Source organism: Algoriphagus ornithinivorans, assembly GCF_900115305.1.
Lineage (GTDB): Bacteria > Bacteroidota > Bacteroidia > Cytophagales > Cyclobacteriaceae > Algoriphagus > Algoriphagus ornithinivorans.
Map to the genome: position 1 here is coordinate 1 of NZ_FOVW01000010.1, position 20998 is coordinate 20998.

Sequence of the window (20998 nt, forward strand, 5' to 3'; positions counted from 1 at the left end):
AAAGTAGGCAGTAGGCAGTAGGCAGTGTTGTCACCGAGAGGAACGAAGCGGTCTCATAAAGGATGAAATTTGAAGTGAGAAAGCTGAAAGTTGGCACATTAAAAGGAATATTAGTAATGCGTTCACTAAGGATAATATTGGTCGCCCACCACAACGGTGGACTTTGAACAAAACCATTTCTCAATTAACCAAATACACAATTACACAATTAACCAAATACACAATTACACAATTAACTAATAATCAGTAACCAAATGACAAACTTCAATCAACTTCCCGGAATTCAACTTTTTTCACTCAAAGGCAAAAGTGCCATAATAACTGGAGGCTCTAAGGGTCTTGGTTTTGCAATGGCTGCTGGATTGGCTTCCGCAGGTGCAAATGTGATGTTGGTTGCCAGAAATCAAGAGGAATGCGAACAGTCTGCTAAGGAAATCGCTGAGGAATATCAAGTTAAAGCCATAGGGTTTTCAGCTGATGTGACTCAGGGAGATCAGATGAATGCGATGGCTGCCAAAGCTCTGGAGTCTTTTGGTTCTATTGATATTTTGATCAATTCAGCCGGAATCAATATTCGTGGAGCCATTGACGAACTGACAGAGGAAGATTTCAAGAAAGTCATGGATATCAATGTCAATGGGACTTGGTTGGCTTCTAAGGCAGTAATTTCTCAGATGAAAAATCAGAAAAAGGGATCCATAATTAATTTGGCGAGTACCTTGGGATTGGTGGGCCTAGCCAACAGGACGCCTTATACCGCCAGTAAGGGAGCTATTGTCAATATGACCAAAGCCTTAGGCTTGGAGTTGGCACCATGGAATATCAATGTCAATGCGATCTGTCCTGGACCATTCTTAACTGAAATGAATTTACCGATCGCTGATACAGAAGAAGGAAAGAAGTTTATCGTAGGTGCCACGGCATTGGCAAGATGGGGAGAACTGAAAGAAATTCAGGGTGCCGCCCTGTTCTTAGCTTCCGACGCCGCAACTTACATGGTAGGGTCTATGGTGACCGTTGACGGAGGCTGGACTGCAAGGTGATTTTGAAGGCTGGATTTGAAGTGAGAAGCGAGAGCCAAGAAGCGAAAGGTGAGACTCAACAACATAATAACCAATAACTTATCTCCTAAAATTACTTGTCCAGACTAATAACGAACGCCGAACATCGAATGTCGAATATCGAAGGGAATGCGGCTGAGTTTCCTCTATTGCTATTACAAACCATTCAATCAGGTAATAACCTTGCCCATCTGCCGATGGGTAGAACAGTGGACTCTAAACAACCACACTTCAATTACCCATTTCCTCAATTACACAATTACTCACCTTCTAATAACCAATAACTTAATATCTCCTCATCTCATCAATTACTTAGTTACCCAATTCCTCACACAATTATCATATTGAAACGGATTTGAACGCTGAGCATTGAACTAAAAGCGAGTGGCGAGACTCAATAACTTAATAATCAATAACTTTTCATTTTATCAACTCCTAAGTTATTCATGTTCTCTAATTAGCTCAGAAAAATAAATTTTACATTTTAAACTAAAAACTTGTTAAACTGGTTTTTTGATATTTCTTTTGACAAAATTTTAGTTATGAAGAAGTCAAGTTTAAATTATTTTTTCACATTTTGTTTTATCCTTTTTTTCCAAAGTGGATTTGCTCAAACAAATTTTACAACTGGGGAGGTAGTAACACTATCAGGTGACAGAATACCAGGTGAAATAGATTATAGAAATTGGGAAAAGAATCCAAAGAAAATTGATTTTAGAAATTTTGGAAGTGATGAGATAATTGCGTTTTCACCAGAAGAAATCCGTGGTTTTTCTGTAGCTAATGAGGTCTATGTAAGTGCGCGGGTAGAATCTGAGGTCTTAAGCAATGGTGAATTGGATTTTAGCTCTAGAATCGAAACTGTTGTTGAAACTGTATTTCTTCAGGCATTAGTGAAGGGGGAGAAAAGCTTATTTTATCTTAAAAACACAAACTCAAAAGATAACTTTTACATCAAAGTAAATGATGAATATGTTCATCTGAAGTACAAGAAATACAAAAAAGAGGAAACTGTTAACGGCGTAAACCGAGTTTTTGCTGTTGAAAATAAGGCTTTCCATACCCAATTGGAAAACTATTTAAAAGATTGTCCAACTATAATGAATGATCTTGCTTTTGTTCGGTATAATTCACAAAGCTTAATTCGTCTTTTTTTAAAATATGCGAAATGTAAAGGAGATAGACTGGATTTTTACAAGACAATAGAAAAGGTATTGACAAGATTTGAAATTCTTGCGGGGGTTTCTATGTCAAAATTAAATTTTGAAGCTCTGAATCGACCCAATTTGACGGATGTCGATTATGGATCTTCAACAAATCCTACTTTTGGAATTTCCTTCGATTTGATATTTCCAAAGAATATGAAAAAGTGGTCTCTATCCAATGAATTGTTGTATGCGGAATATAGATTTTTTGGTAGTAATATCAATCAAAAGTCATTTAACCATATAGAGAGGTCTGAAACAACCTTTGAGATTAAACAGATAAAATTGAACTCTATGTTACAGCATAGTTTATTTTTCAATTCTGTTGAGTGGTTTGTCCACGGAGGCGCCTCCTTCGGTTTTATTATCGATGAAACAAAAAATGAATTCATCGAGACAGAGTTTTTTAATTCGATTCGAAGCGAAAATAGAGTTCCTTTTGAAAGTGATCGCTTAGCAGAAATGAGTTTCTTAGTTGGGACAGGAATAAGAATTGGAAAAATCTCAGGAACTGTTAGATATGAAAATGGTAACGGAATGTCTGATGTACCATCAATATCCTCTAAAACCCATAAAATATTTTTCTTAATCGGCTATAGATTATAACCAGCTTTCTTATTTCTTTTCGGTTTACAGGGGCGAATTATATCGAAGTGGATTTAAACTCCGAACTAAGATTTGAGAGACGAGAGATTAGAAGTGAGAGACTAGAAGCGAGACACGAGAATCAATAACTCAATAACCAATAACTCACCACCTCATCAGTTACTCAGTTAATCAATTACACAATTACTCCCAAATCACCCCACCATCAAACTGATAACATATATGATTCCTATGGCTGTAACTCCCATAATCAGGGTGCCCAAGCTATGGGACTGATTTCCCTGTTTGATAGTCATTCCTGAAAGTTGAGTCACTACCCAAAAACCGCTGTCATTGGCATGGGAAATAGCTATTGCTCCAGCTCCTACCGATAAGGCCGTCAGAACTTTCATGGTTTCAGAGTCCAAACCCAATGGCCCAAGCAAAGGAGCAATTATGGATGCTGTGGTAATCATGGCTACGGTAGTTGAACCTTGCACAGTTTTCAAGGCAAAGGCAATCAAAAAGGGTAGAAAAATTCCCCAATTAGCATCCTGCATCCCTTCACTCACCAAAGCTCCAATCCCGGAGTTTTGCAGCATTTTTCCAAAAACTGCTCCAGCACCTGTTATGAAAATGACCGGGGCCGCTATCAGCAATGCCTCGCCAATCCATCCTGAAGTGGATAGCATTTTCTTATCTAACTTTTTGGGTAAGGCAAAAGACAAAATTGCGCCAATCAATAAGGCCAATACAGGGGAACCAATAAAAGTGATAATCGTGATATGTCTGCCTGTTCCCAATGGTTGTGTAGGATAACTAGCAATAGAGGCTAAAATGATCAACAATAAGGGGATCACTATAGGTAAAAATGACTTGAAAACCGAAGGAAAAAGCTTTCTATCCAGTTGCCCTTCTGCCTCTGCCAATTTAGGCTTAAGAGGGATTTTTGAGACAAATCGATTGACAAAAATATAACCTGGAATCAGGGTCAGCAGTGATACAATTATTCCCCAGAAGATCATTTGGCCCAGATCAGCTCCTAATATTCCAGCCGTTGCGATTGGACCGGGAGTAGGGGGTACCAAAGAATGGCTGCACATGGCACCTAGTGAAAGAGCGATCATGGTACCTGCATACGAACGATTACTTTTAAGCGCCAAAGACTTGGCGATAGGATTCATCATGATAATGGTTGAATCCCCAAAAACAGGAATAGAGAGGACGTAGCCTCCCAGCATCATGGTCAGATTGACGGATTTTTTTCCGATCCAAGATAAAATCCGTTCTGCAATGACGATCGCACCTCCTGTTTTTTCCAGAAATGTACCCAAAATAACCCCGAACAATATCAGAAGGCCTACCGAACCCAGAACCCCGCCGAATCCTTCGGAGATGGATTTTAGGATCAAATCGGTACTCATTCCTGCCAATAATCCATAGATCAAAGCACCCCCGAAAAGCGCTAAAAATGGATGAATATCAAATTTGACTATCGCCAGTAGGATGATTGCTAATACCAGCAGGATTAAGAAAATACTCAGCATGTTGGGTTTATGTCAAGGTAGAAAAGATGGTCTTTCGACCGATTTCCAAAGTGTAAGCTAAAAATTACCCAATTTTCCCTAATTAAAAAGGCTGAATAGGGAGATGGGTGAAATTTCCTTTTGATAGGGGAGTTGGATGTGGTAGAAAGCAAGCTTACTTTATTTCTTTCTCCAATATTTCCAAAATGATTTCCAGGTCTGCTAAAAGAGGTTGATAATGAAGTATTTGGGTAGCTTCAGTAGAAAGGATAAATTGTAATAAAGAGTTTTCAAACTCCAATGATTCCAGAATTGGTAAGATGGAACTTCCCTGATTGGTAACAGGAATACCCATTTGCGATGAAACTCCTGACTGTTCGAGGATAGTTCGAAGGCTAAACTCATCACTTCGAAATAAATCCAATGCCTTCTCTCTTTGGGCAAGCAAATCTTTCTCCTGCTTGGCAATATCATCTAAGGTCGCCAGCCAGTTTGTTAGATTATGTCGAAGGTATAGGTTAGAAAGCTCCCTTAAACTTCCACTACTGATCATTTCCAGTAAAAGTGAATTATTTGGATTGAAAGAAATATCTCGCGAATAAGTCTGGAAAAGCATGGATGAAAGTTGAGAGCTACTAACCTCCTTTTTGTCTATCTGTATCAAAATAGCTTTGGCCGTTTCCAGGTTTTCCTGATTGATTTTCATCAATTCCAAAAGCTTTGCTCTGGAGGTGCTAAATTCATTTTTCAGACCAATTAAATAATTCTGTTCCTTGTTCTTGATGATTCGGTTTTGGTTGGCATTATTGATCGCCAAGGCTATCAGAATTCCAATGACAACTAATAGAATCTCACCCAGCGCATAGACTAAATAATTTTTCAGCCGATTTTCCTTCAGGAGTTTCTTTCTGATTTTTTTAAAAAGGTGGAGCATTATGTGTTTTTTGAAAGCAAGGATTTAGAAGCAGAAAAGGTGGTTTGCTCAAATTATATTGATCTGTTTAAAATAGGAAAGGATCATTTCTTAATATACTAGAAATGGTTTAAAGCTTCAATTTGAAACCTTGATAAAGTCCAATTATGAGAATGATATTTTGATGAATACTTGATAATCAGATTATAGACGCGGTCTTTTAGCTTGGACAAAACTTATGCAAATGTAAGTTTGGTATAGGTGGGTGTACTTTTTTGATACCTTATATGAAAGTGATAAATATGAGTAAAATCAGTCCTTTTGCGTAAATATTCAGTTCTCTTCTGAGAATGAATTTTTTAACTTAGGCTTCAATAAAAAGCGTAAAGGTTCATAGTTTTTATCTATCGAAATTTTATTTCCATAAGAAAAAAATAAGCTATCTTCGATTTCGAAAAACAGAATTTCAATTTTAAATCCAATTAATAACATGTCAGACAAAGATTTAAATCCTAATGGCCCAAGAAGTTATGATATGAATGGAGGAGGCGATATCAGCAAGTGCCCATTTCACAATGGTGAGATGAAGCAAGTGGCTGGTGGAGGTACTTCCAATCGTGACTGGTGGCCGAATCAGTTGAAGATGAATATCCTCAGACAGCATTCTTCTAAATCCAATCCAATGGATCCGGATTTTAACTATGCAGAAGAGTTTAAATCCTTGGATTTGAAAGAGGTAAAAGCGGATATTGAAAAAGCATTAACTACTTCTCAAGACTGGTGGCCGGCAGATTATGGGCACTATGGTCCATTCATTATCCGTATGGCTTGGCACAGTGCGGGTACTTATAGAGTAACCGATGGCCGTGGTGGTGGAGGAACGGGAACTCAACGTTTTGCTCCCTTAAACAGCTGGCCTGATAATGCTAACCTAGACAAAGCACGATTGTTGCTTTGGCCTGTAAAGCAGAAATATGGTAAAAAATTATCCTGGGCCGACTTAATGATTCTTGCCGGAAACGTGGCATTGGAATCCATGGGACTAAAAACTTTTGGTTTTGGTGGAGGTCGTGAGGACGTATGGGAGCCAGAAGAGGATGTATACTGGGGTTCTGAAACTGAGTGGTTGGGAGATAAGCGATATACTGGTGACAGAGAGCTTGAGAATCCACTTGGAGCGGTTCAAATGGGGTTAATCTATGTGAACCCAGAAGGACCTAATGGAAAGCCAGATCCTGTTGCAGCTGCCAGAGATATTCGTGAGACTTTCGGCCGTATGGCAATGAATGATTATGAAACTGTTGCCCTGATCGCGGGAGGACATACTTTCGGTAAAACTCACGGAGCTGCCGATCCGACCAAATATGTGGGAAGAGAACCTGCGGGAGCTTCCATCGAAGAGATGAGTACTGGCTGGAAAAATACCTACGGGAAAGGTCACTCTGAGCATACCATTACTTCCGGCTTGGAAGGTGCTTGGACTACTACTCCGGCGCAATGGAGTCATGACTATTTCAAGCATTTGTTTGAATATGAGTGGGAATTAGACAAAAGCCCGGCTGGTGCGCACCAGTGGAAACCAAAAAATGGTTCTGGAGCAGGAACTGTACCTGATGCACATAATCCGGAAGTGAAGCATGCTCCATTTATGCTGACCACTGATTTGGCTTTGAGAATGGATCCGGATTATGAGAAAGTGTCCAGACATTTTTATGAAAACCCAGAGGAGTTTGCTGATGCATTCGCAAGAGCTTGGTTTAAGTTGACTCACAGAGATATGGGTCCAAAGTCACTTTACTTAGGGCCTGAAGTTCCTGCTGAAGATTTGATCTGGCAAGATCCTATCCCTGCTGTTGACTTTGATTTGGTAGACGAAAAAGATATTGCAGGTTTAAAAGCGAATATTCTTGCTTCAGGCTTGACAGTTTCTGAGTTGGTATCTACCGCTTGGGCTTCTGCCGCTACTTACCGTAATTCTGATAAAAGAGGAGGAGCCAATGGTGCTCATATCAGGTTGGAGCCTTGCAAAAACTGGGAAGTAAACAATCCTGCTCAGTTGGAGAAAGTCTTGGGAACTCTAGGCAGTATTCAGGAAGAATTCAATAGCACTGCAGGTGGAAATAAAAAAATCTCCATGGCTGACCTGATCGTTTTGGCAGGCTCCGCAGGTGTTGAAAAAGCTGCCAAAGATGCAGGGTTTGAATTGACAGTTCCGTTTACTCCGGGTAGAAATGATGCTTCCCAGGAAGAAACTGAAGTTGATTCTTGGGCCTTCTTGGAGCCAAGAGCTGATGGATTCAGAAACTATATCAGCAAAATCTGTCCGGTAAAGGCAGAAGAAATGTTGATCGATAAAGCACAGTTGATGACCTTAACTGCCCCTGAGCTTACTGCTTTGGTAGGTGGAATGAGAGTAATGGGTGCAAACTGGGATGGATCCAAGCATGGGGTGTTTACTCAGACTCCAGGTAAATTGACCAACGATTTCTTTGTGAATGTATTGGATATGAATACTACTTGGAGAGCCACCAACGACACTAATAATGTATTTGTGGGTTCTGATAGAAATACCGGTGAACCAAAATGGACTGGTACCCGTGCAGACTTAATTTTCGGTTCCAATTCAGAATTGAGAGCAATCGCTGAAGTGTATGGATGCGAGGACGGGAAAGAGAAGTTTGTAAAGGACTTTGTTAAAGCTTGGAATAAAGTAATGAATCTGGATCGATTTGATCTAGCCTAATTTGCTCAAACCTAATAAACCGAAAAGGTGGTCTGGAAATGGACCACCTTTTTTTGATTGAAAATTCTAGGATATAACTTCGGAATTTGTAATTCCAAGGAGCAGATTTAGAGGAGATAAATGGCGTAGCCATGGGCGAAAAAATAGCCAGGGGTTTTTACCCCTGGATCAAGTGACAATAACCACCCCAGCGCTGGCCCTATTTTTATTTTTGGAAATGAGCCTTGATGCCAGCAAGATGGTCAGAAGTTCAATAACCCTCCAAGGGATTGCTCTAATTGGAGAAATGAATAAATATTTTACCCCAACTTTCTTTATAACAAACCCTTGGAGGGTTTCATTTATACTTCTTTCTGATTTCAGAATTCATACTTTACAAATTATGCCCATTCAAAATCATCCCTTCCTTTACAGTCTTTAAATAGGTGATAACTTTTCCATCTTCTCCAACTTCTACCACACGGTAGCTAGGAAATGGGTTTCCCCAAGAACCTCCAAAATGCCCTGACCACAGAAAAGGCTTCCTATTATAAAGCATTTGTCCATCCACATCGTGATCATGTCCATGAAAAGTAGCTTTTACATTTGAATAACTGGTGACAAGATCTAAAAATGGTTTACAGTCAATTCCGTGTCGGGTCCAATCATTTTGAGATATATGGACAAATACAAAAACGTGGGCTAGTTCAGTATATTTTTCCAGATGGGTGCTCAAAAAGTCTAAATCAGCACAGAGATATTCTCCCTTTTCATTGGAACAATCCAATAGGATGAACCCATTATCCCCTTTCTTTTCAAATGAAAAATTACTTGGCTGCCCCATCACTTCCTCAAAGGTTTCGGCGCTAACTCGGTCATGATTTCCACGGGTTACATAATGAGGCATTTGAAGTTGGTTATAGACCTTTTTTACCTCCGGAAGCCATTTCGGGTCATCGTGGATTAAATCCCCATTGAATAAAACAAAATCTACCTCATTTTCCTTTTGTATGGCTTCAATTAAATTTTGATGGGATTGCTTAAAATCTGTCTCTGCTTGTCCAAAATGTCCGTCTGATGCGGTGATAAATTTCAATCGGGTCTTTTTCGGGAAGTCCATTTTCCCATAAAGCATAAAAGGCATGGTCATAAGAGAAGTGCCAAACAGGCTGATTTTTTGAAGAAAAGGTCGTCTTTGCATTGACTCAATTTATGGATTTCTGGCCAATCTTGATATCGCATCTAGATTTTTATCCTTTTACTCAATCCAGCCTTCAACTCCGCCTCGTAAGTGTGTTCAGGTGTTGATAAAGACCTAAAACCAAATAATCAGCTTTTAGCAATTTCGATAAGATGATTATCAAAGTTTTTAGTTCTAATGAGACTCTGAAAAATTTTAGCTCAAAACAAATACTATTTAATTACTGAATTATGAGAATTCCATTACTTACCAGTTTGATGTTGTTGGTCACAGGTTTTGCCCTGGCCCAAAGTCCCGTTAGTGGATTTATGAAGAAGAAAGGTGAAGGTTCCGTCGTGTTGACCCAGTTTAGGGAGTCTTATGACAGAGTCTTTTTGGTCCCTACTGAAGTAGATGGGGTACCAGTGTTTAATGAAGTAACTATTTCCAGTACTTCACTTTATGGGGAGTTCGGTATTTCTGATCGCTTCAACGTGATTGTTAATCTTCCATATATTAAAAGTGAAGGAAATGCTTCCGAGGCAGTTTTGCAGAATAACGGATTTGAAAATGAAAGATCCGGTATCCAAGACATCAAAATCTATGGTAAGTATAGCTTCTTGTCAAAAGCGGTGGGTACTAACCAATTGGATATCATAGGTTCAGTTGGTGTTGAAACTCCGCTAGGGAATTATTCTGCGGATGAGGGACTACAGTCCATCATTGCCATCGGTAATGAGTCTACCAGATTCACAGGTTTTGGTATCGCACAATTTATGACTGACTTTGGTCTATTCGCAACAGGACAATTGGGATACAGCTTAAGAAGCAATCAAGTTCCAAATGCAGTGTTGAGTGAGTTGAAGCTTGGTTATGCAGGTTCTGCATTTTACTTAGATGCTTTTATTTCCAACCAACTATCCAGCAAAGATGGAGTAGATATTTTGGGTGAAGGATTTACAGGTTTCTTCCCAGCTACAAGAGTGAATTTCACAAGAATTGGACTTAACGGATACGTGCCTGTAGCCAAATTTGCAGGGATTGTAGGTGGAGTTAACTCTTACATCGCTGGTAGAAACGTAGGAAAATCAACAGGTTATTACGCTGGTTTAGCATTTTCTTTTTAATCAATCACTTAGACAGCTGTTCCAGTTAACATTCAATTAATTAAAGACATGAAAAATATATTAAATATTAAATCCACATTGATTGCACTTTTTGCAGTCATCACGTTCACAGCCTGTGAATCAGTTTCATCCTATGAAGATGAAAGCCCATCTATCGCTTTTGTTGCGGTTGCAAATGCTGACTTCAGCGTATTGGAAGCTGCAGCGGTAAGAGGAGGAGTAGCTGGTGTTTTGAGTAATTCAAACCCAAATGATCCTTCCGGAGCCTACACGGTTTTCGCACCTACCAATACTGCTTTTGCAAGATTGGGACTTAATGAAGAGACTCTTGGTGTTTTACAAAAGCCATTCTTGACGAATACATTACTGTATCACGTTTCCAATGGAAACCTTCGTTCTTCTAATATTACTGCTGGCGGAATGTCTGCATCAGCTTTGGGACCACAGAGAAGATTTATCCAAAGAGGAAGTGATTTGTATATCAATGGATCTAAGATTCTTGCAACTGACGTAAACGCAAGCAATGGTACAGTCCATGTAATTGACAAAGTAATGATAGCTACTGGTGCGGATATTGTACAGTCTGCAATCGCTCTTCAGTCAGCCAATGTATTTATCAATCCAGAATTGAGCTTCTTGGTGGAGGCAGTAGTTTATGCAGGTCTTGCTGAAGCTTTGACTGCAAGTCCAGGAAGTCCTAAGTTTACTGTCTTTGCACCAACTGATCAGGCTTTCAAAGATTTGGGAGCAGCGCTTGGATTGACCTTCAACCAGCCTTCTGATATCAGACAATTGCCAGCTAATGTGGTTGGTCAGGTATTGTTGAACCACGTTTTTGTAGGTGAGAAATTTACAAGTGAATTGAATGCAGGAAATGTAAGCCCGTTAGGTGGAGATCCATTGACTTTGGGTGCATTTACTGAAGGAACACTAACAGTAAGAGGGGTCGGAAATAATACTCCTGCAAACATGGTGATTCCTGATGTGCAGACAACAAATGGTATTGTACACGTAATTGATAGAGTTCTTTTACCTAATTTGTAAGAACTATTTAGAGTATATAAAAGCCGATCTGATTGAGTTCAGGTCGGCTTTTTTGTGAATTAATGTATTTGGATAAAAAACCCTTCAGTGAGGCCTCGGGATTACAAATTCCGAGGAGCAGATAAAGAGAAATACAGTTGAAATAGAATAGAAATACGCTTTCAGTGAAATATCCCAATAATTGAGATTTAGGGCCAACTCCATAGGAGCGGAAGATTTTCTAGCTTGGGGTTTTAACCCCTGGATCAATGGAATTAATTAATCCCAGCGCTGGCCCTATTTTTATATTTGTAAATGAGCCATTGTGCCAGCAAGACGGGTAGGGAGGGGTGTCCTTAAATCACTCTACCATCTTCCATTTCGATGGTACGATCTGTTCCGGCGGCAAATTCTGGATCATGTGTTACAATCAACATGGTTTGCCCAAACTCTTGAGTTAGTTCTTTGAATTTATTATACACGATATCCGAGTTCTTTTTATCAAGATTTCCGGTAGGTTCGTCTCCCATAATCAACAAAGGGTCATTGATCAAAGCTCTGGCAATTGCAACCCTTTGCTTTTGTCCTCCGGAAAGCTGATTGGCTTTTTTCAAAGCATGCTCCTCCATCTCGAAAATTCTAAGTTTTTCCATTGCCCTATGCTCCAATTCTTCTCTCGAAACTTTCCCAAGTTTTAAACCCGGAATCATGATATTCTCCAATGCTGAAAATTCATTCAGGAGATAATGAAACTGGAATACGAATCCAATTTTTTCATTTCTCAACTTTGCTAAATGATCCGCAGACCTATCTGTCACCAACTGATTATCTATGGATAGTTTTCCCTGATAATCTGTATCCATGGTAGAAAGAATATAGAGCAGTGTTGATTTTCCACAGCCTGACTTACCTACCACGGAGATAAATTCCCCCTTTTTTATTTCAAAACTCACCTTTTTCAATACCTGAGTTTTGGTAGGGTTATAGAAAAACTTATCAATATTTTCTGCTTGTAGAACAGTAGGTCTCATTTTCCTCTAATTATATCCACAGGGTCAACGCTACTCGCTTTTCTAGCTGGAAAGAAGCCTGCCAAATAGGTGGTGATCAAACTGAAAGAACCCCCGATCAGGTAATATTTAGGATTATAATCGACCGGGAAAGTATTAATAGTGGGCAAGGCATCTGTTTCAAATGGAACTTGGTCTATTCCGAGGCATGCTAAAAAGCCTAGAATCAATCCAACAGCACCACCAATCAACCCTATGCTAAGCGCAATAGTGATAAAAATCCTATTGACATCTGTGCTGTTAAATCCTATTGCTTTGAGAATAGCTATCGTATCCAATTTCTCGTAGATCATCATGTTGAGAATATTGTATATCCCAAAACCTGACACCACCAATAAAGTGATACCCACTGCATAGGAAATCAAAGTTCTGATCTGTGTTCCTGTTTCAAACTGTGCATTGACAGTCTGAATATCATCGGCGTCAATGCCAAAAATTTGCTCCATTTCTTTTGCCATATCAGGGGCCAAGTCCAGATCCTTTAGCTTCACCTGAATATCTGTTACATAAGATGGAGATTCACCTAGCATTTTTTGTACGGTAGCGAGAGAAGCAAAACTGTTACTGTTATCGAAATCTCCCAGACCGGATTGATAGTAGCCTACTACCTTTAATTGGATTCTGTTTCCTTGGGCTGTGGTTACTTGAATCACATCCCCAACATCTGCCAACATCCGGTCTGCAGCCCCTTTTCCCAAAATAATGGTATTGGTCTGTGCCAATTCCGAATAATCACCAGATGTGATGTAATCAGTAAAGGCAAATAGTTGAGCCTCTTTTTCCACATCAATTCCATTTACTATTCCAGTGAGATCGATAGTTCCTACATTAAAGAATACTTGGGATGATATTTTCGGGCTTACACCCAATACTCTTGGATCAGCTTGCAGAGTTTGAATTATTTTTTCTGCATCATGAATGGCTAATCTGCTTGTACTGGGCTTGATGGACCGGATTATATTGAGCGATTCAGAAAACTCCAATGTTTGGTCTATTGGCTGATTAGGATTTGGCTTGATCTCATTATAAAATCGGATGTGAGGTGTTCGATTCAGTACTAATCCGTCCAGCATGGTATTGAGCCCATTCATGAATCCTAATAAGGCCACAAACATGGTGATGCTGAACATGACGCCAACTGCAGCTACTGCCGTTTGCTTGATTCTGGCAAACATCAAGGCTTTTGAAAGCTCTATGATCAAGGACCATTTCATGGTTTGATCAGTTGGGTTTCTTTTCCAATTCCTTCCAATACTTGAGCGAATTGAAAGTTTCTAATGCCAATTTTCACAGGAATTGTATCTCCATCAGAATTGATGACCAATTCATCATTAATGAGGAAGTTTCGTGGTATGACTAGGGAGTTTTCGGCTGTGGCTGTAATAATATTTGCTTCCAAACTCAGGTTAGGGTATAGGACTTTAGGTTCTTTGGTAAATGTGGCTTCAACTGTAAAGCTTTTGGACTTGCTATCCATCAAGGGAAATATCCTACTAACAATTCCCTGAAAAGTTTCTCCTTTGTAGCTATCCATGGTCACGATCACCTGCTGCCCAATTTCTATTTTGGATATATCATATTCGTCAATTTGAAGCTCCATGAGGAAATGATTTTCACTTCCTAATGTGGCTACCGGAGTCTGGGGATTGACCATTTCTCCCTTTTCTTTGGGAAGCGCATAAACTTTGCCTTTGATTCTGCTTTTCAAGACAAATTCACTTTCCAAAGCTCTGCTGATTGCTAAGCTTTTTGATGCACTTTTGGAATTGAACTCTATTTCTCTTTTCAAGTCTTGATATCGAATAAGAGCTGATTCATACGCGGTTTGGGAGTTTTCGAAGCTTAATCTTCGCTGCTCCAAATCCACTGCAGTCCCGATATTCTTTTCCCAAAGGTTTTTCTGTCGTTCAAAAAGCATAGAATCATTTTGCATTTTACTCTTTGCAAAATCTATAGTGAGCTGAAGATCTCTCAGTTTGGATTGGTTTTGTTGGTAATCGGCAAAAACCTGTGCCAGTTCAGCATTTTCCCTATTTAGTCTCTCCCGCTCATTATAAATGGCGAGGATAGGGGTTCCTTCTTCGACTAAATCACCTTCCTTTACAAAAATCTCCTGAATAGGGCCAGTGTTATTGGCAAAAGCCTCATATTGGTTTACTGCTTTTATCAAGCCAGAAGCATAAACCGATTCGGTAATGGATGTGAGTTCGGGATAGGTGCTTTCCTGCTCAGAAGGAAAACAGGAGAAAATACTCAGGCTAATTGCTAGGAAAAGAAATACACGAAGGATAAATTTCATCCGTTAGGTCTTTGATTCTTTTCAAATTAAGGAAAGTAGTCCAGCTTTTTTCATGATAAAAATCACCCGAGCCATAAATTTTATAAAAACATTGAGTTTGAAGCTCAGTTAATTAGATCGAATAATTATTCCAATGCAAAAAATATACAGCCTTTTTCTTCTTGCCTTAATTCTGCAATCCTGTGCTTTCCAGCCAATCAGACGAAGTAAAAATATTACTTATATCTCTGATCAAAACGAGTCGGAATTACCGGCTAAGGACCTGAATATTTTTGCTCCCAGAAAAGGAGAAGGTTTACCTGTTTTAATTTTCATTCATGGCGGAAGTTGGAATAAGGGGAAGAAAGAGATTTATGACTTTTTGGGAAGTAGAATGGCTAGGAGAAAAGTGGTGACAGTTATCATCGATTATCCCTTAGCTCCGGATTATCAAGTTCCTGCTATGGAAAAGGCAAGTGCCCTGGCAGTGAAGTGGGTCTTTGAAAATATTTCAAAATACGGAGGAGATCCGGATCAAATTTATATTTCAGGACATTCTGCGGGAGGTCATTTAGCGGCTTTGGTAGCCATTAAAGAAGAACCCTTTAAGGAATTAGGCTTAAAAAATCCATTAAAAGGAGCCATTTTAAATGATCCTGCTGGGTTGGATTGGTTTTGGTTTTTGAGCGAAATGAAAGGAAGGCCCAATGGTACTGAAAATTATGATGCCTTTACAGATGATCCTGAAATTTGGAAAGCTTATTCTCCCATTTATTTTTTGGAGGGAAATGAAATACCCATCATGATTTTGGAAGGAGAGGAGACATACCCGGGAATCCGGCTGACCGTGGAGCGGTTTCGTAGAGCTGCTGAGCAAAAAGGGACCGATTTAACTTACTCCTTTTACCCAAAAACTAAGCACATTCCCATGATTACTCAGTTTTTTTGGACTTGGAGCAAGGGATATGAGGATATTTTGGACTTCATCAATTCTCAATCAAGTCTTCGGACGAGCTCTTCCGGAGTTAGCACCGGCAAATAGGTATTAGATAACTTTAAAAAATCTTTGTCAGAGGTGACTATAGCATCGATTTGATTTGATAATGAGATTTGATAAAAAATAGCATCTTCGATATCTTTAGAATCCATCCTAAGAGCATTAAGTATATCTTTTTCATCTCCATCCAAAAAATGAAACATAGGAACAATAATGGTTAATATTTCTCTGGTTTTGTTATAATCAAGGTACTTAAGAAGGAAGTAGGAGACTGTTTGAATTAACCCAGTTGTTACATAGCCTTTGATTTTTCCGCTTTCTAGAGCAAAAGTAAGTTTGTTGAAAATTCCGGGATCTTTTGTTCTTTTTATGGCTATGTCCAGTACTACGTTAACGTCAAAAAAGATCTTCATACCCTAATTTTTTTGCCTTAGCCTTGTAGTATTCTTCTTTGTAATCAAAATTTTCAGGGAAATCGAATTTAGGTAATGACTGCATGTATTCCACCAGCGACATTCCTTCGGGCAATCCGGTTTTGCGACTAATGAGTTTTTCGAAATGCTCTTCCACTAGGCTGGAAATACTTTTCTCCTCTTTGTCTGCATACCGCTTGATTTTATCAAGCAGCTCTGCATCAATAGTAATATTTAGGCGCTTTTTCATTTGATGCGTATTAATATTTAAATATACGCATTATTTAACTATTCGTTCCATAAGAAGCTGGTTTTAAGATGGATCTACATCTACAATCCATCTTACTGAGCGAAATTCCGGCCTGGATTGTAATTCTTCCAGTATTTCAGCCAGCCTTTCTTTGAAGCTTGTTTGGGTAGTGCCTGACCTATCTAGCTTGATCATACTTTCAAATTGGTATTGATTTTTGATCCTGCCTATAAGAGCTTTTTCAGGGCCTAATACGATTTTCTTTACAGGAATCTGTGCCATTTCCCGATGAAGTGCATTGGCGGCTTTTTCGGTAGTTTTAAAATCAGAATGCCTGGTGGTAATCTTGACCAGCTTAACATATGGGGGATAATAAAATTTTTTCCTTTCCATCATTTCCTGACGGAAAAACTCATAATAATCTCCCTTGATTACCTTCTCAAAAATATCATTTTCGGGATTTCGGGTTTGAATAATTACCTCTCCCTGAGTAGCTCTTCTACCCGCGCGACCTGCAACTTGAGTAATTTGCTGATAAGCTCTTTCGCCAGCTCTGAAATCCGGGAAATTTAAAATCCTATCCCCATCCCATATCCCAACTACGGTGACTCTTCCAAAGTCCAGTCCTTTGGTGATCATCTGGGTTCCTACTAAAATATCGATCTGACCAGCTCCAAATTCCTCCAACAATCGCTGATACCCATATTTATTTCGAGTAGTGTCTAAGTCCATCCGCCCCATCCTTGCTTCCGGGAAAAGCATACTTAAGGATTCTTCTATCCGCTCTGTTCCCATACCCATGGTAGAAAGTTGAGTGCTGCCACATGCCGGGCAGGAGCTGGGAACCTTCTCCTTATAACCACAATAATGACAGCGCATTTCTTCCGCAAATTGATGGTAGGTTAGGCTGACATCGCATTGCACACATTGACCTGTCCAGCCACAATCTTCACACTGAATGTATGGCGAGTATCCGCGTCTGTTCTGGAAAATCAGGACTTGTTCATTTTTGCTGAGTGCATCTTGAATTTTTTCTCTCATCAAGCGGGTTGAATCCAGCTTCAAGAGATTTTTTTTACGGTCTGCACTCAGATTGGCGAGATTATATTGTGGGAGTTGAGCTTCTCCATAGCGCTGATGCAACTGTACATAGCCGTATTTTTCATGAAGTGCATTGAAATAAGATTCAAAAGATGGAGTGGCAGAACCCAACAGTGTTTTGGCTTGATGAAAATATGCCAGCATTATTGCCGAATCCCTAGCCTGAAATCTAGGTGCTGGATCAAATTGCTTGAAACTGGATTCATGCTCCTCATCAACAATAATTAAACCCAAGGAATCAAATGGGAGAAAAATGGAGGAACGAACCCCCACTACAAATGAGAATCGGCCAGAAAGAACTCCATTCCAAACTTCCACTCTTTCATTATCTGAGTATTTGGAATGATAAACTCCCATCTTCGATCCAAAAACTTGCTGTAATCTGCTGACTATTTGAGTTGTCAGGGCGATTTCAGGAAGCAGCATAAGTACCTGCGAACCACTTTCCAAAATTTCCTGAATCAGTCTGATGTAAATTTCAGTTTTACCGCTTCCTGTAATCCCATGGAGTAAGACGCATTGCTTCTCCTCAAAATGTTGATGGATTTCTGCTACCGCTTGCTCCTGTGAATCCGAAAGTTTGGCCGGTTCTTTTTCAGGCTCCATTTCTTCGATGCGGTTGACTACCACTTTGAAGCTTTCAAAAACACCATTTTTGATCAGGGTTTTCAGAGAGCTTTCGGAATCCCCTTCTTCCAACAAAGTAGCCTTATCAACTCCCTTTTCATTGAGTTTGATGTTTTTGAAAACAGGAACATCCCTAAGGTATTTTAGCAGTATGGACTCTTGTTTGGCTTTTCCTGCCAATCCCTCAAAAACTGCTTCTAATGCTTTTTTATCAGATGCAATTTCTGCTTTGATCCGGACTCTTGTTTCAATTTTTGGGCTGTATTTTTCCTGTACTTTTTCAAAAATCAATACTGCCTCTTTGGCAACCAAACTCTTCAATATGGGATGTATGGTCTTTACGCCAAGAATTTTTTCACAGTCTTCATAGCTCAATTCTGCCTGATTTTCCAAGGCGTCCAGGATTTTATCTTCCCTTTCATCCATAGGATAGGCAGCATTTTCCCGGTCAAAATTTGGGTTTGCCTGAACCTTTGACTCTGAAGATAGGCGCAAGCCTGAAGGCAAAGCCGCATGCATTACTTCACCGATATGGCAGCAATAATAGCTGGCCATCCAAACCCAAAATCTGATTTGAAGTGGATTTACGGATGGTTGATCATCCAATACTTCCAAAATAGGCTTGGCATCGTATGCCTGTGGAGGCTTATTATGAACTTTACCAATGATTCCAGTCAGGATCTTTTTTCGGCCAAATTGAACAATTACTCGGGCGCCAATTTGAATTTCAGATGCCAGATTTTTTGGAATTTTATAAGTGAACATCCTTGGAATGGGCACAGGAAGTATGATATCCGCGAAATTTTTCCCGGATTCCATCATCATATTATCTTCTTCTCCAAAAAGGCTTTGCACTTAATCAGGCTAGATAGGGTAGTTGTGAAATAGTTTCTTCTATGCTTGAGACCGGTTTTTGACAAGTATGGTCAAAGCAGACATAAATTAAGGCATTTCCATCCGAATCAGGCTTTTTGTCGGAAAGAATAGGGGCAGTTTCTGTCATGTTTTCTACCCAGGCTACTATGGTATTCGGTTGATAGCCTCGCTGAATTTCTATAGCCTTTTCACGAGCGCCTTTTCCCAAGATTCCAATTTCAGCAGTAGGAACAAGCGACTCTAATAAAAAAGAGGCCCAATTACAGAGAAATCCGGGTTCTTTTAAAATTAAGCTTTTCATTCCTCCCAGCATTTTGGAAGCAATTTCACCGTATTTCTCTTCATAAGTAAATATAGAAAGTCTGTGTAGGTTTCGGGCCATGACAGAATTGGAGGCAGGAATGACATTGTCAAAGAGTTCTTTTTTGTCTGCAATAAGCTTTTCTGCTTTGGGATTGTTGAAAAAGAAGAATCCATCGCTTTCATCATAAAAAGCCTCTAGACAATAATCGCTTAATTTTTGGGCAAACTCTAAATAGGCTAATTTTCCACTGGCTTCAAATGCCATCAAATTGGCTTTGATCACCTGAGAGTAATCTTCCAAAAATGCGGGAGTGTAGTGATGACCGTTTTTGTAAGATCTATAGAGCAAATCTTTTTGGTAGAGCTTTTCTTTGATGAAATCTAAATTATTCAAAGCAAGCTGCAAGTAATGATGATTGCCAGTTGCATGATAGGCTTGGATCAGGCCTGAACTCATTATGGCATTCCATCCGGATAGAATTTTATCATCTTTGCCTGGAAAAATCCTTTGATTTCGGACCTCAAGCAGGCTGTTTTTAACTTGCTTGATTTTCTTTTTAAGGTCATCTTCCGACATACCAAATTCTGAAGCAATTTGGGAATAGCTTTCAGTTTGGAATAAGATGTTGACCCCATTTTCCCAATTCCCATTGGGTTTGAGATTGTATAATTTATTCAGCCATGGGAGTTCATCTCCAACCAAATTTGCCAATTCAGCATAGGTCCAAGTATAAAATTTTCCTTCTACTCCTTCGCTATCTGCATCTTGTGCTGCATGAAATCCACCTTCTTCCTGTAGCATTTCCGCTTCAAGCCAGGCGATGGTTTCTTCAACTTTTTCCAAGAAAAAATGATCACCGCTAACTTGGAATGCCTTGGCATACAGCTCAAGCAACTGACCATTATCATACAACATCTTTTCGAAATGGGGAGCAAACCATTCTCCATCTACAGAATACCTAGCAAAACCACCTCTCAAATGATCATAAATACCACCCATGCCGATTTTCTTCAGGGTAAAAAAAACTTTTTCCTTCAAGTCTTCATTTTTGGAAAGTAAGGCGTAATCAAGTGTGAAAAGCCAGATGGCAGGCATGGGGAATTTGGGGACACGATTCATTCCGCCCCATTCCATATCAAACTGGGAGCTGAGTTTTAAGCTTATTTCTGCCAAATCATCCGGATCAAAATCAAGTGCTCCTGCTGAAATCCCATATTTTTCTGTTTCTCGTCGGGCCAGACTTTTCCCAAACCCTTCCGCACTTTCAGCCAGCTGATCCTCATGCTTAGAGAAAGCATCTGCAATATTTGCCAAAAGCCCCTTCCATTGATGATTCTTGAAATAGGTTCCTCCGTAAAATGGTTTTTGGTTAGGCATCAAAAAAACATTCAATGGCCATCCTCCCTGTAATCCCATGGCCTGAACCGCATCCATATAGATATTATCCAAATCAGGTCGCTCTTCCCGGTCAATCTTGATACATACAAAATGATCATTCATTAAATCTGCTGTGACCTCATCTTCAAAGCTCTCCCTTTCCATCACATGGCACCAATGGCACGCTGAGTAACCTATGGATACCAAGATGGGCTTATTCTCTCTCTTAGCTTTTTCCAGTGCTTCTTCTCCCCATGGATACCAGTCTACTGGATTATGAGCGTGTTGGAGAAGATAGGGACTTTGACCATGAATGAGTCGATTCATTGATTTGATAATTTATAGAGAACTCTTGACGGGTTA

16 protein-coding genes are annotated in these 20998 nt (G+C 39.6%); 6 read left to right on the forward strand and 10 right to left on the reverse strand.

The window, feature by feature from the left end; all coding sequences use genetic code 11:
- Positions 1-254: 254 nt before the first annotated feature.
- Together BM073_RS14860 and BM073_RS14865 are read left to right on the forward strand one after the other, a co-directional pair.
- Positions 255-1043, forward strand: coding sequence for an SDR family NAD(P)-dependent oxidoreductase (locus BM073_RS14860; protein WP_091655125.1), 789 nt, complete (start codon positions 255-257; stop codon positions 1041-1043).
- Between the two features lie 560 nt (positions 1044-1603).
- Positions 1604-2872, forward strand: a complete 1269-nt coding sequence (locus BM073_RS14865; RefSeq protein WP_139217507.1) for a hypothetical protein — start codon at positions 1604-1606, stop codon at positions 2870-2872.
- Between the two features lie 194 nt (positions 2873-3066).
- On the opposite strand, the gene BM073_RS14870 is transcribed toward BM073_RS14865, so the two are convergent.
- On the reverse strand, positions 3067-4398 hold the full coding sequence (locus tag BM073_RS14870) for a GntP family permease (protein ID WP_091655127.1): 1332 nt from the start codon (positions 4396-4398) through the stop codon (positions 3067-3069).
- A gap of 154 nt (positions 4399-4552) precedes the next feature.
- Positions 4553-5311: a DUF6090 family protein gene (locus BM073_RS14875; RefSeq protein WP_091655128.1), complete on the reverse strand. Its 759-nt coding sequence runs from the start codon at positions 5309-5311 to the stop codon at positions 4553-4555.
- A gap of 514 nt (positions 5312-5825) precedes the next feature.
- Between BM073_RS14875 and katG the strand changes: the two genes are divergently transcribed.
- The gene (gene katG / locus BM073_RS14880) at positions 5826-8033 is read left to right on the forward strand and encodes a catalase/peroxidase HPI (RefSeq protein WP_407639975.1); all 2208 of its coding nucleotides are present in this window, start codon (positions 5826-5828) and stop codon (positions 8031-8033) included.
- A gap of 373 nt (positions 8034-8406) precedes the next feature.
- On the opposite strand, the gene BM073_RS14885 is transcribed toward katG, so the two are convergent.
- Complete coding sequence (locus tag BM073_RS14885) at positions 8407-9213, reverse strand: metallophosphoesterase family protein (protein ID WP_245756434.1); 807 nt, start codon at positions 9211-9213, stop codon at positions 8407-8409.
- A 230-nt stretch (positions 9214-9443) separates the two neighbouring features.
- On the opposite strand from BM073_RS14885, the gene BM073_RS14890 reads away from it, so the two are divergent.
- Both BM073_RS14890 and BM073_RS14895 read left to right on the forward strand, forming a co-directional pair.
- On the forward strand, positions 9444-10319 hold the full coding sequence (locus BM073_RS14890) for a hypothetical protein (RefSeq protein WP_091655130.1): 876 nt from the start codon (positions 9444-9446) through the stop codon (positions 10317-10319).
- Positions 10320-10367: 48 nt separating this feature from the next.
- A complete protein-coding gene (locus tag BM073_RS14895; RefSeq protein ID WP_091655131.1) occupies positions 10368-11363 on the forward strand; it encodes a fasciclin domain-containing protein in 996 nt (331 codons plus the stop codon).
- A 335-nt stretch (positions 11364-11698) separates the two neighbouring features.
- Here the strand turns inward: BM073_RS14895 and BM073_RS14900 are convergent, their stop codons facing one another.
- From BM073_RS14900 to BM073_RS14910, 3 genes are read right to left on the reverse strand one after another with little or no spacing between them, the layout of a single operon-like run.
- A complete protein-coding gene (locus tag BM073_RS14900) occupies positions 11699-12373 on the reverse strand; it encodes an ABC transporter ATP-binding protein (protein ID WP_091655132.1) in 675 nt (224 codons plus the stop codon).
- A complete protein-coding gene (locus tag BM073_RS14905) occupies positions 12370-13626 on the reverse strand; it encodes an ABC transporter permease (RefSeq protein WP_091655133.1) in 1257 nt (418 codons plus the stop codon). The genes BM073_RS14900 and BM073_RS14905 overlap by 4 nt, the downstream gene beginning before the upstream one ends.
- Positions 13623-14711: an efflux RND transporter periplasmic adaptor subunit gene (locus tag BM073_RS14910; protein ID WP_091655134.1), complete on the reverse strand. Its 1089-nt coding sequence runs from the start codon at positions 14709-14711 to the stop codon at positions 13623-13625. The genes BM073_RS14905 and BM073_RS14910 overlap by 4 nt, the downstream gene beginning before the upstream one ends.
- Before the next feature lie 133 nt (positions 14712-14844).
- Between BM073_RS14910 and BM073_RS14915 the strand changes: the two genes are divergently transcribed.
- Positions 14845-15732: an alpha/beta hydrolase gene (locus tag BM073_RS14915; RefSeq protein WP_091655135.1), complete on the forward strand. Its 888-nt coding sequence runs from the start codon at positions 14845-14847 to the stop codon at positions 15730-15732.
- Here the strand turns inward: BM073_RS14915 and BM073_RS14920 are convergent.
- From BM073_RS14920 to BM073_RS14935, 4 genes are all read right to left on the reverse strand, one after another.
- Positions 15684-16100: a type II toxin-antitoxin system VapC family toxin gene (locus BM073_RS14920; protein ID WP_091655136.1), complete on the reverse strand. Its 417-nt coding sequence runs from the start codon at positions 16098-16100 to the stop codon at positions 15684-15686. The genes BM073_RS14915 and BM073_RS14920 overlap by 49 nt on opposite strands.
- On the reverse strand, positions 16084-16350 hold the full coding sequence (locus BM073_RS14925; protein WP_091655137.1) for a DUF6364 family protein: 267 nt from the start codon (positions 16348-16350) through the stop codon (positions 16084-16086). Before BM073_RS14925 ends, BM073_RS14920 begins: the two co-directional genes overlap by 17 nt.
- Positions 16351-16413: 63 nt before the next feature.
- Positions 16414-18933 (reverse strand): replication restart helicase PriA, encoded by a 2520-nt coding sequence (priA, locus tag BM073_RS14930; RefSeq protein WP_091655138.1) that lies wholly within the window; start codon positions 18931-18933, stop codon positions 16414-16416.
- Positions 18934-18937: 4 nt separating this feature from the next.
- Complete coding sequence (locus BM073_RS14935) at positions 18938-20962, reverse strand: thioredoxin domain-containing protein (protein ID WP_091655139.1); 2025 nt, start codon at positions 20960-20962, stop codon at positions 18938-18940.
- Between the last annotated feature and the right edge of the window lie 36 nt (positions 20963-20998).

Excerpts from the sequence above, each read along its gene's own strand:
- BM073_RS14860 (WP_091655125.1), top strand. The coding sequence starts at position 255 with ATGACAAACTTCAATCAACTTCCCGGAATTCAACTTTTTTCACTCAAA.
- BM073_RS14865 (WP_139217507.1), top strand. The coding sequence starts at position 1,604 with ATGAAGAAGTCAAGTTTAAATTATTTTTTCACATTTTGTTTTATCCTT.
- BM073_RS14870 (WP_091655127.1), bottom strand. The coding sequence starts at position 4,398 with ATGCTGAGTATTTTCTTAATCCTGCTGGTATTAGCAATCATCCTACTG.
- BM073_RS14875 (WP_091655128.1), bottom strand. The coding sequence starts at position 5,311 with ATGCTCCACCTTTTTAAAAAAATCAGAAAGAAACTCCTGAAGGAAAAT.
- katG (WP_407639975.1), top strand. The coding sequence starts at position 5,826 with ATGAATGGAGGAGGCGATATCAGCAAGTGCCCATTTCACAATGGTGAG.
- BM073_RS14885 (WP_245756434.1), bottom strand. The coding sequence starts at position 9,213 with ATGCAAAGACGACCTTTTCTTCAAAAAATCAGCCTGTTTGGCACTTCT.
- BM073_RS14890 (WP_091655130.1), top strand. The coding sequence starts at position 9,444 with ATGAGAATTCCATTACTTACCAGTTTGATGTTGTTGGTCACAGGTTTT.
- BM073_RS14895 (WP_091655131.1), top strand. The coding sequence starts at position 10,368 with ATGAAAAATATATTAAATATTAAATCCACATTGATTGCACTTTTTGCA.
- BM073_RS14900 (WP_091655132.1), bottom strand. The coding sequence starts at position 12,373 with ATGAGACCTACTGTTCTACAAGCAGAAAATATTGATAAGTTTTTCTAT.
- BM073_RS14905 (WP_091655133.1), bottom strand. The coding sequence starts at position 13,626 with ATGAAATGGTCCTTGATCATAGAGCTTTCAAAAGCCTTGATGTTTGCC.
- BM073_RS14910 (WP_091655134.1), bottom strand. The coding sequence starts at position 14,711 with ATGAAATTTATCCTTCGTGTATTTCTTTTCCTAGCAATTAGCCTGAGT.
- BM073_RS14915 (WP_091655135.1), top strand. The coding sequence starts at position 14,845 with ATGCAAAAAATATACAGCCTTTTTCTTCTTGCCTTAATTCTGCAATCC.
- BM073_RS14920 (WP_091655136.1), bottom strand. The coding sequence starts at position 16,100 with ATGAAGATCTTTTTTGACGTTAACGTAGTACTGGACATAGCCATAAAA.
- BM073_RS14925 (WP_091655137.1), bottom strand. The coding sequence starts at position 16,350 with ATGAAAAAGCGCCTAAATATTACTATTGATGCAGAGCTGCTTGATAAA.
- BM073_RS14935 (WP_091655139.1), bottom strand. The coding sequence starts at position 20,962 with ATGAATCGACTCATTCATGGTCAAAGTCCCTATCTTCTCCAACACGCT.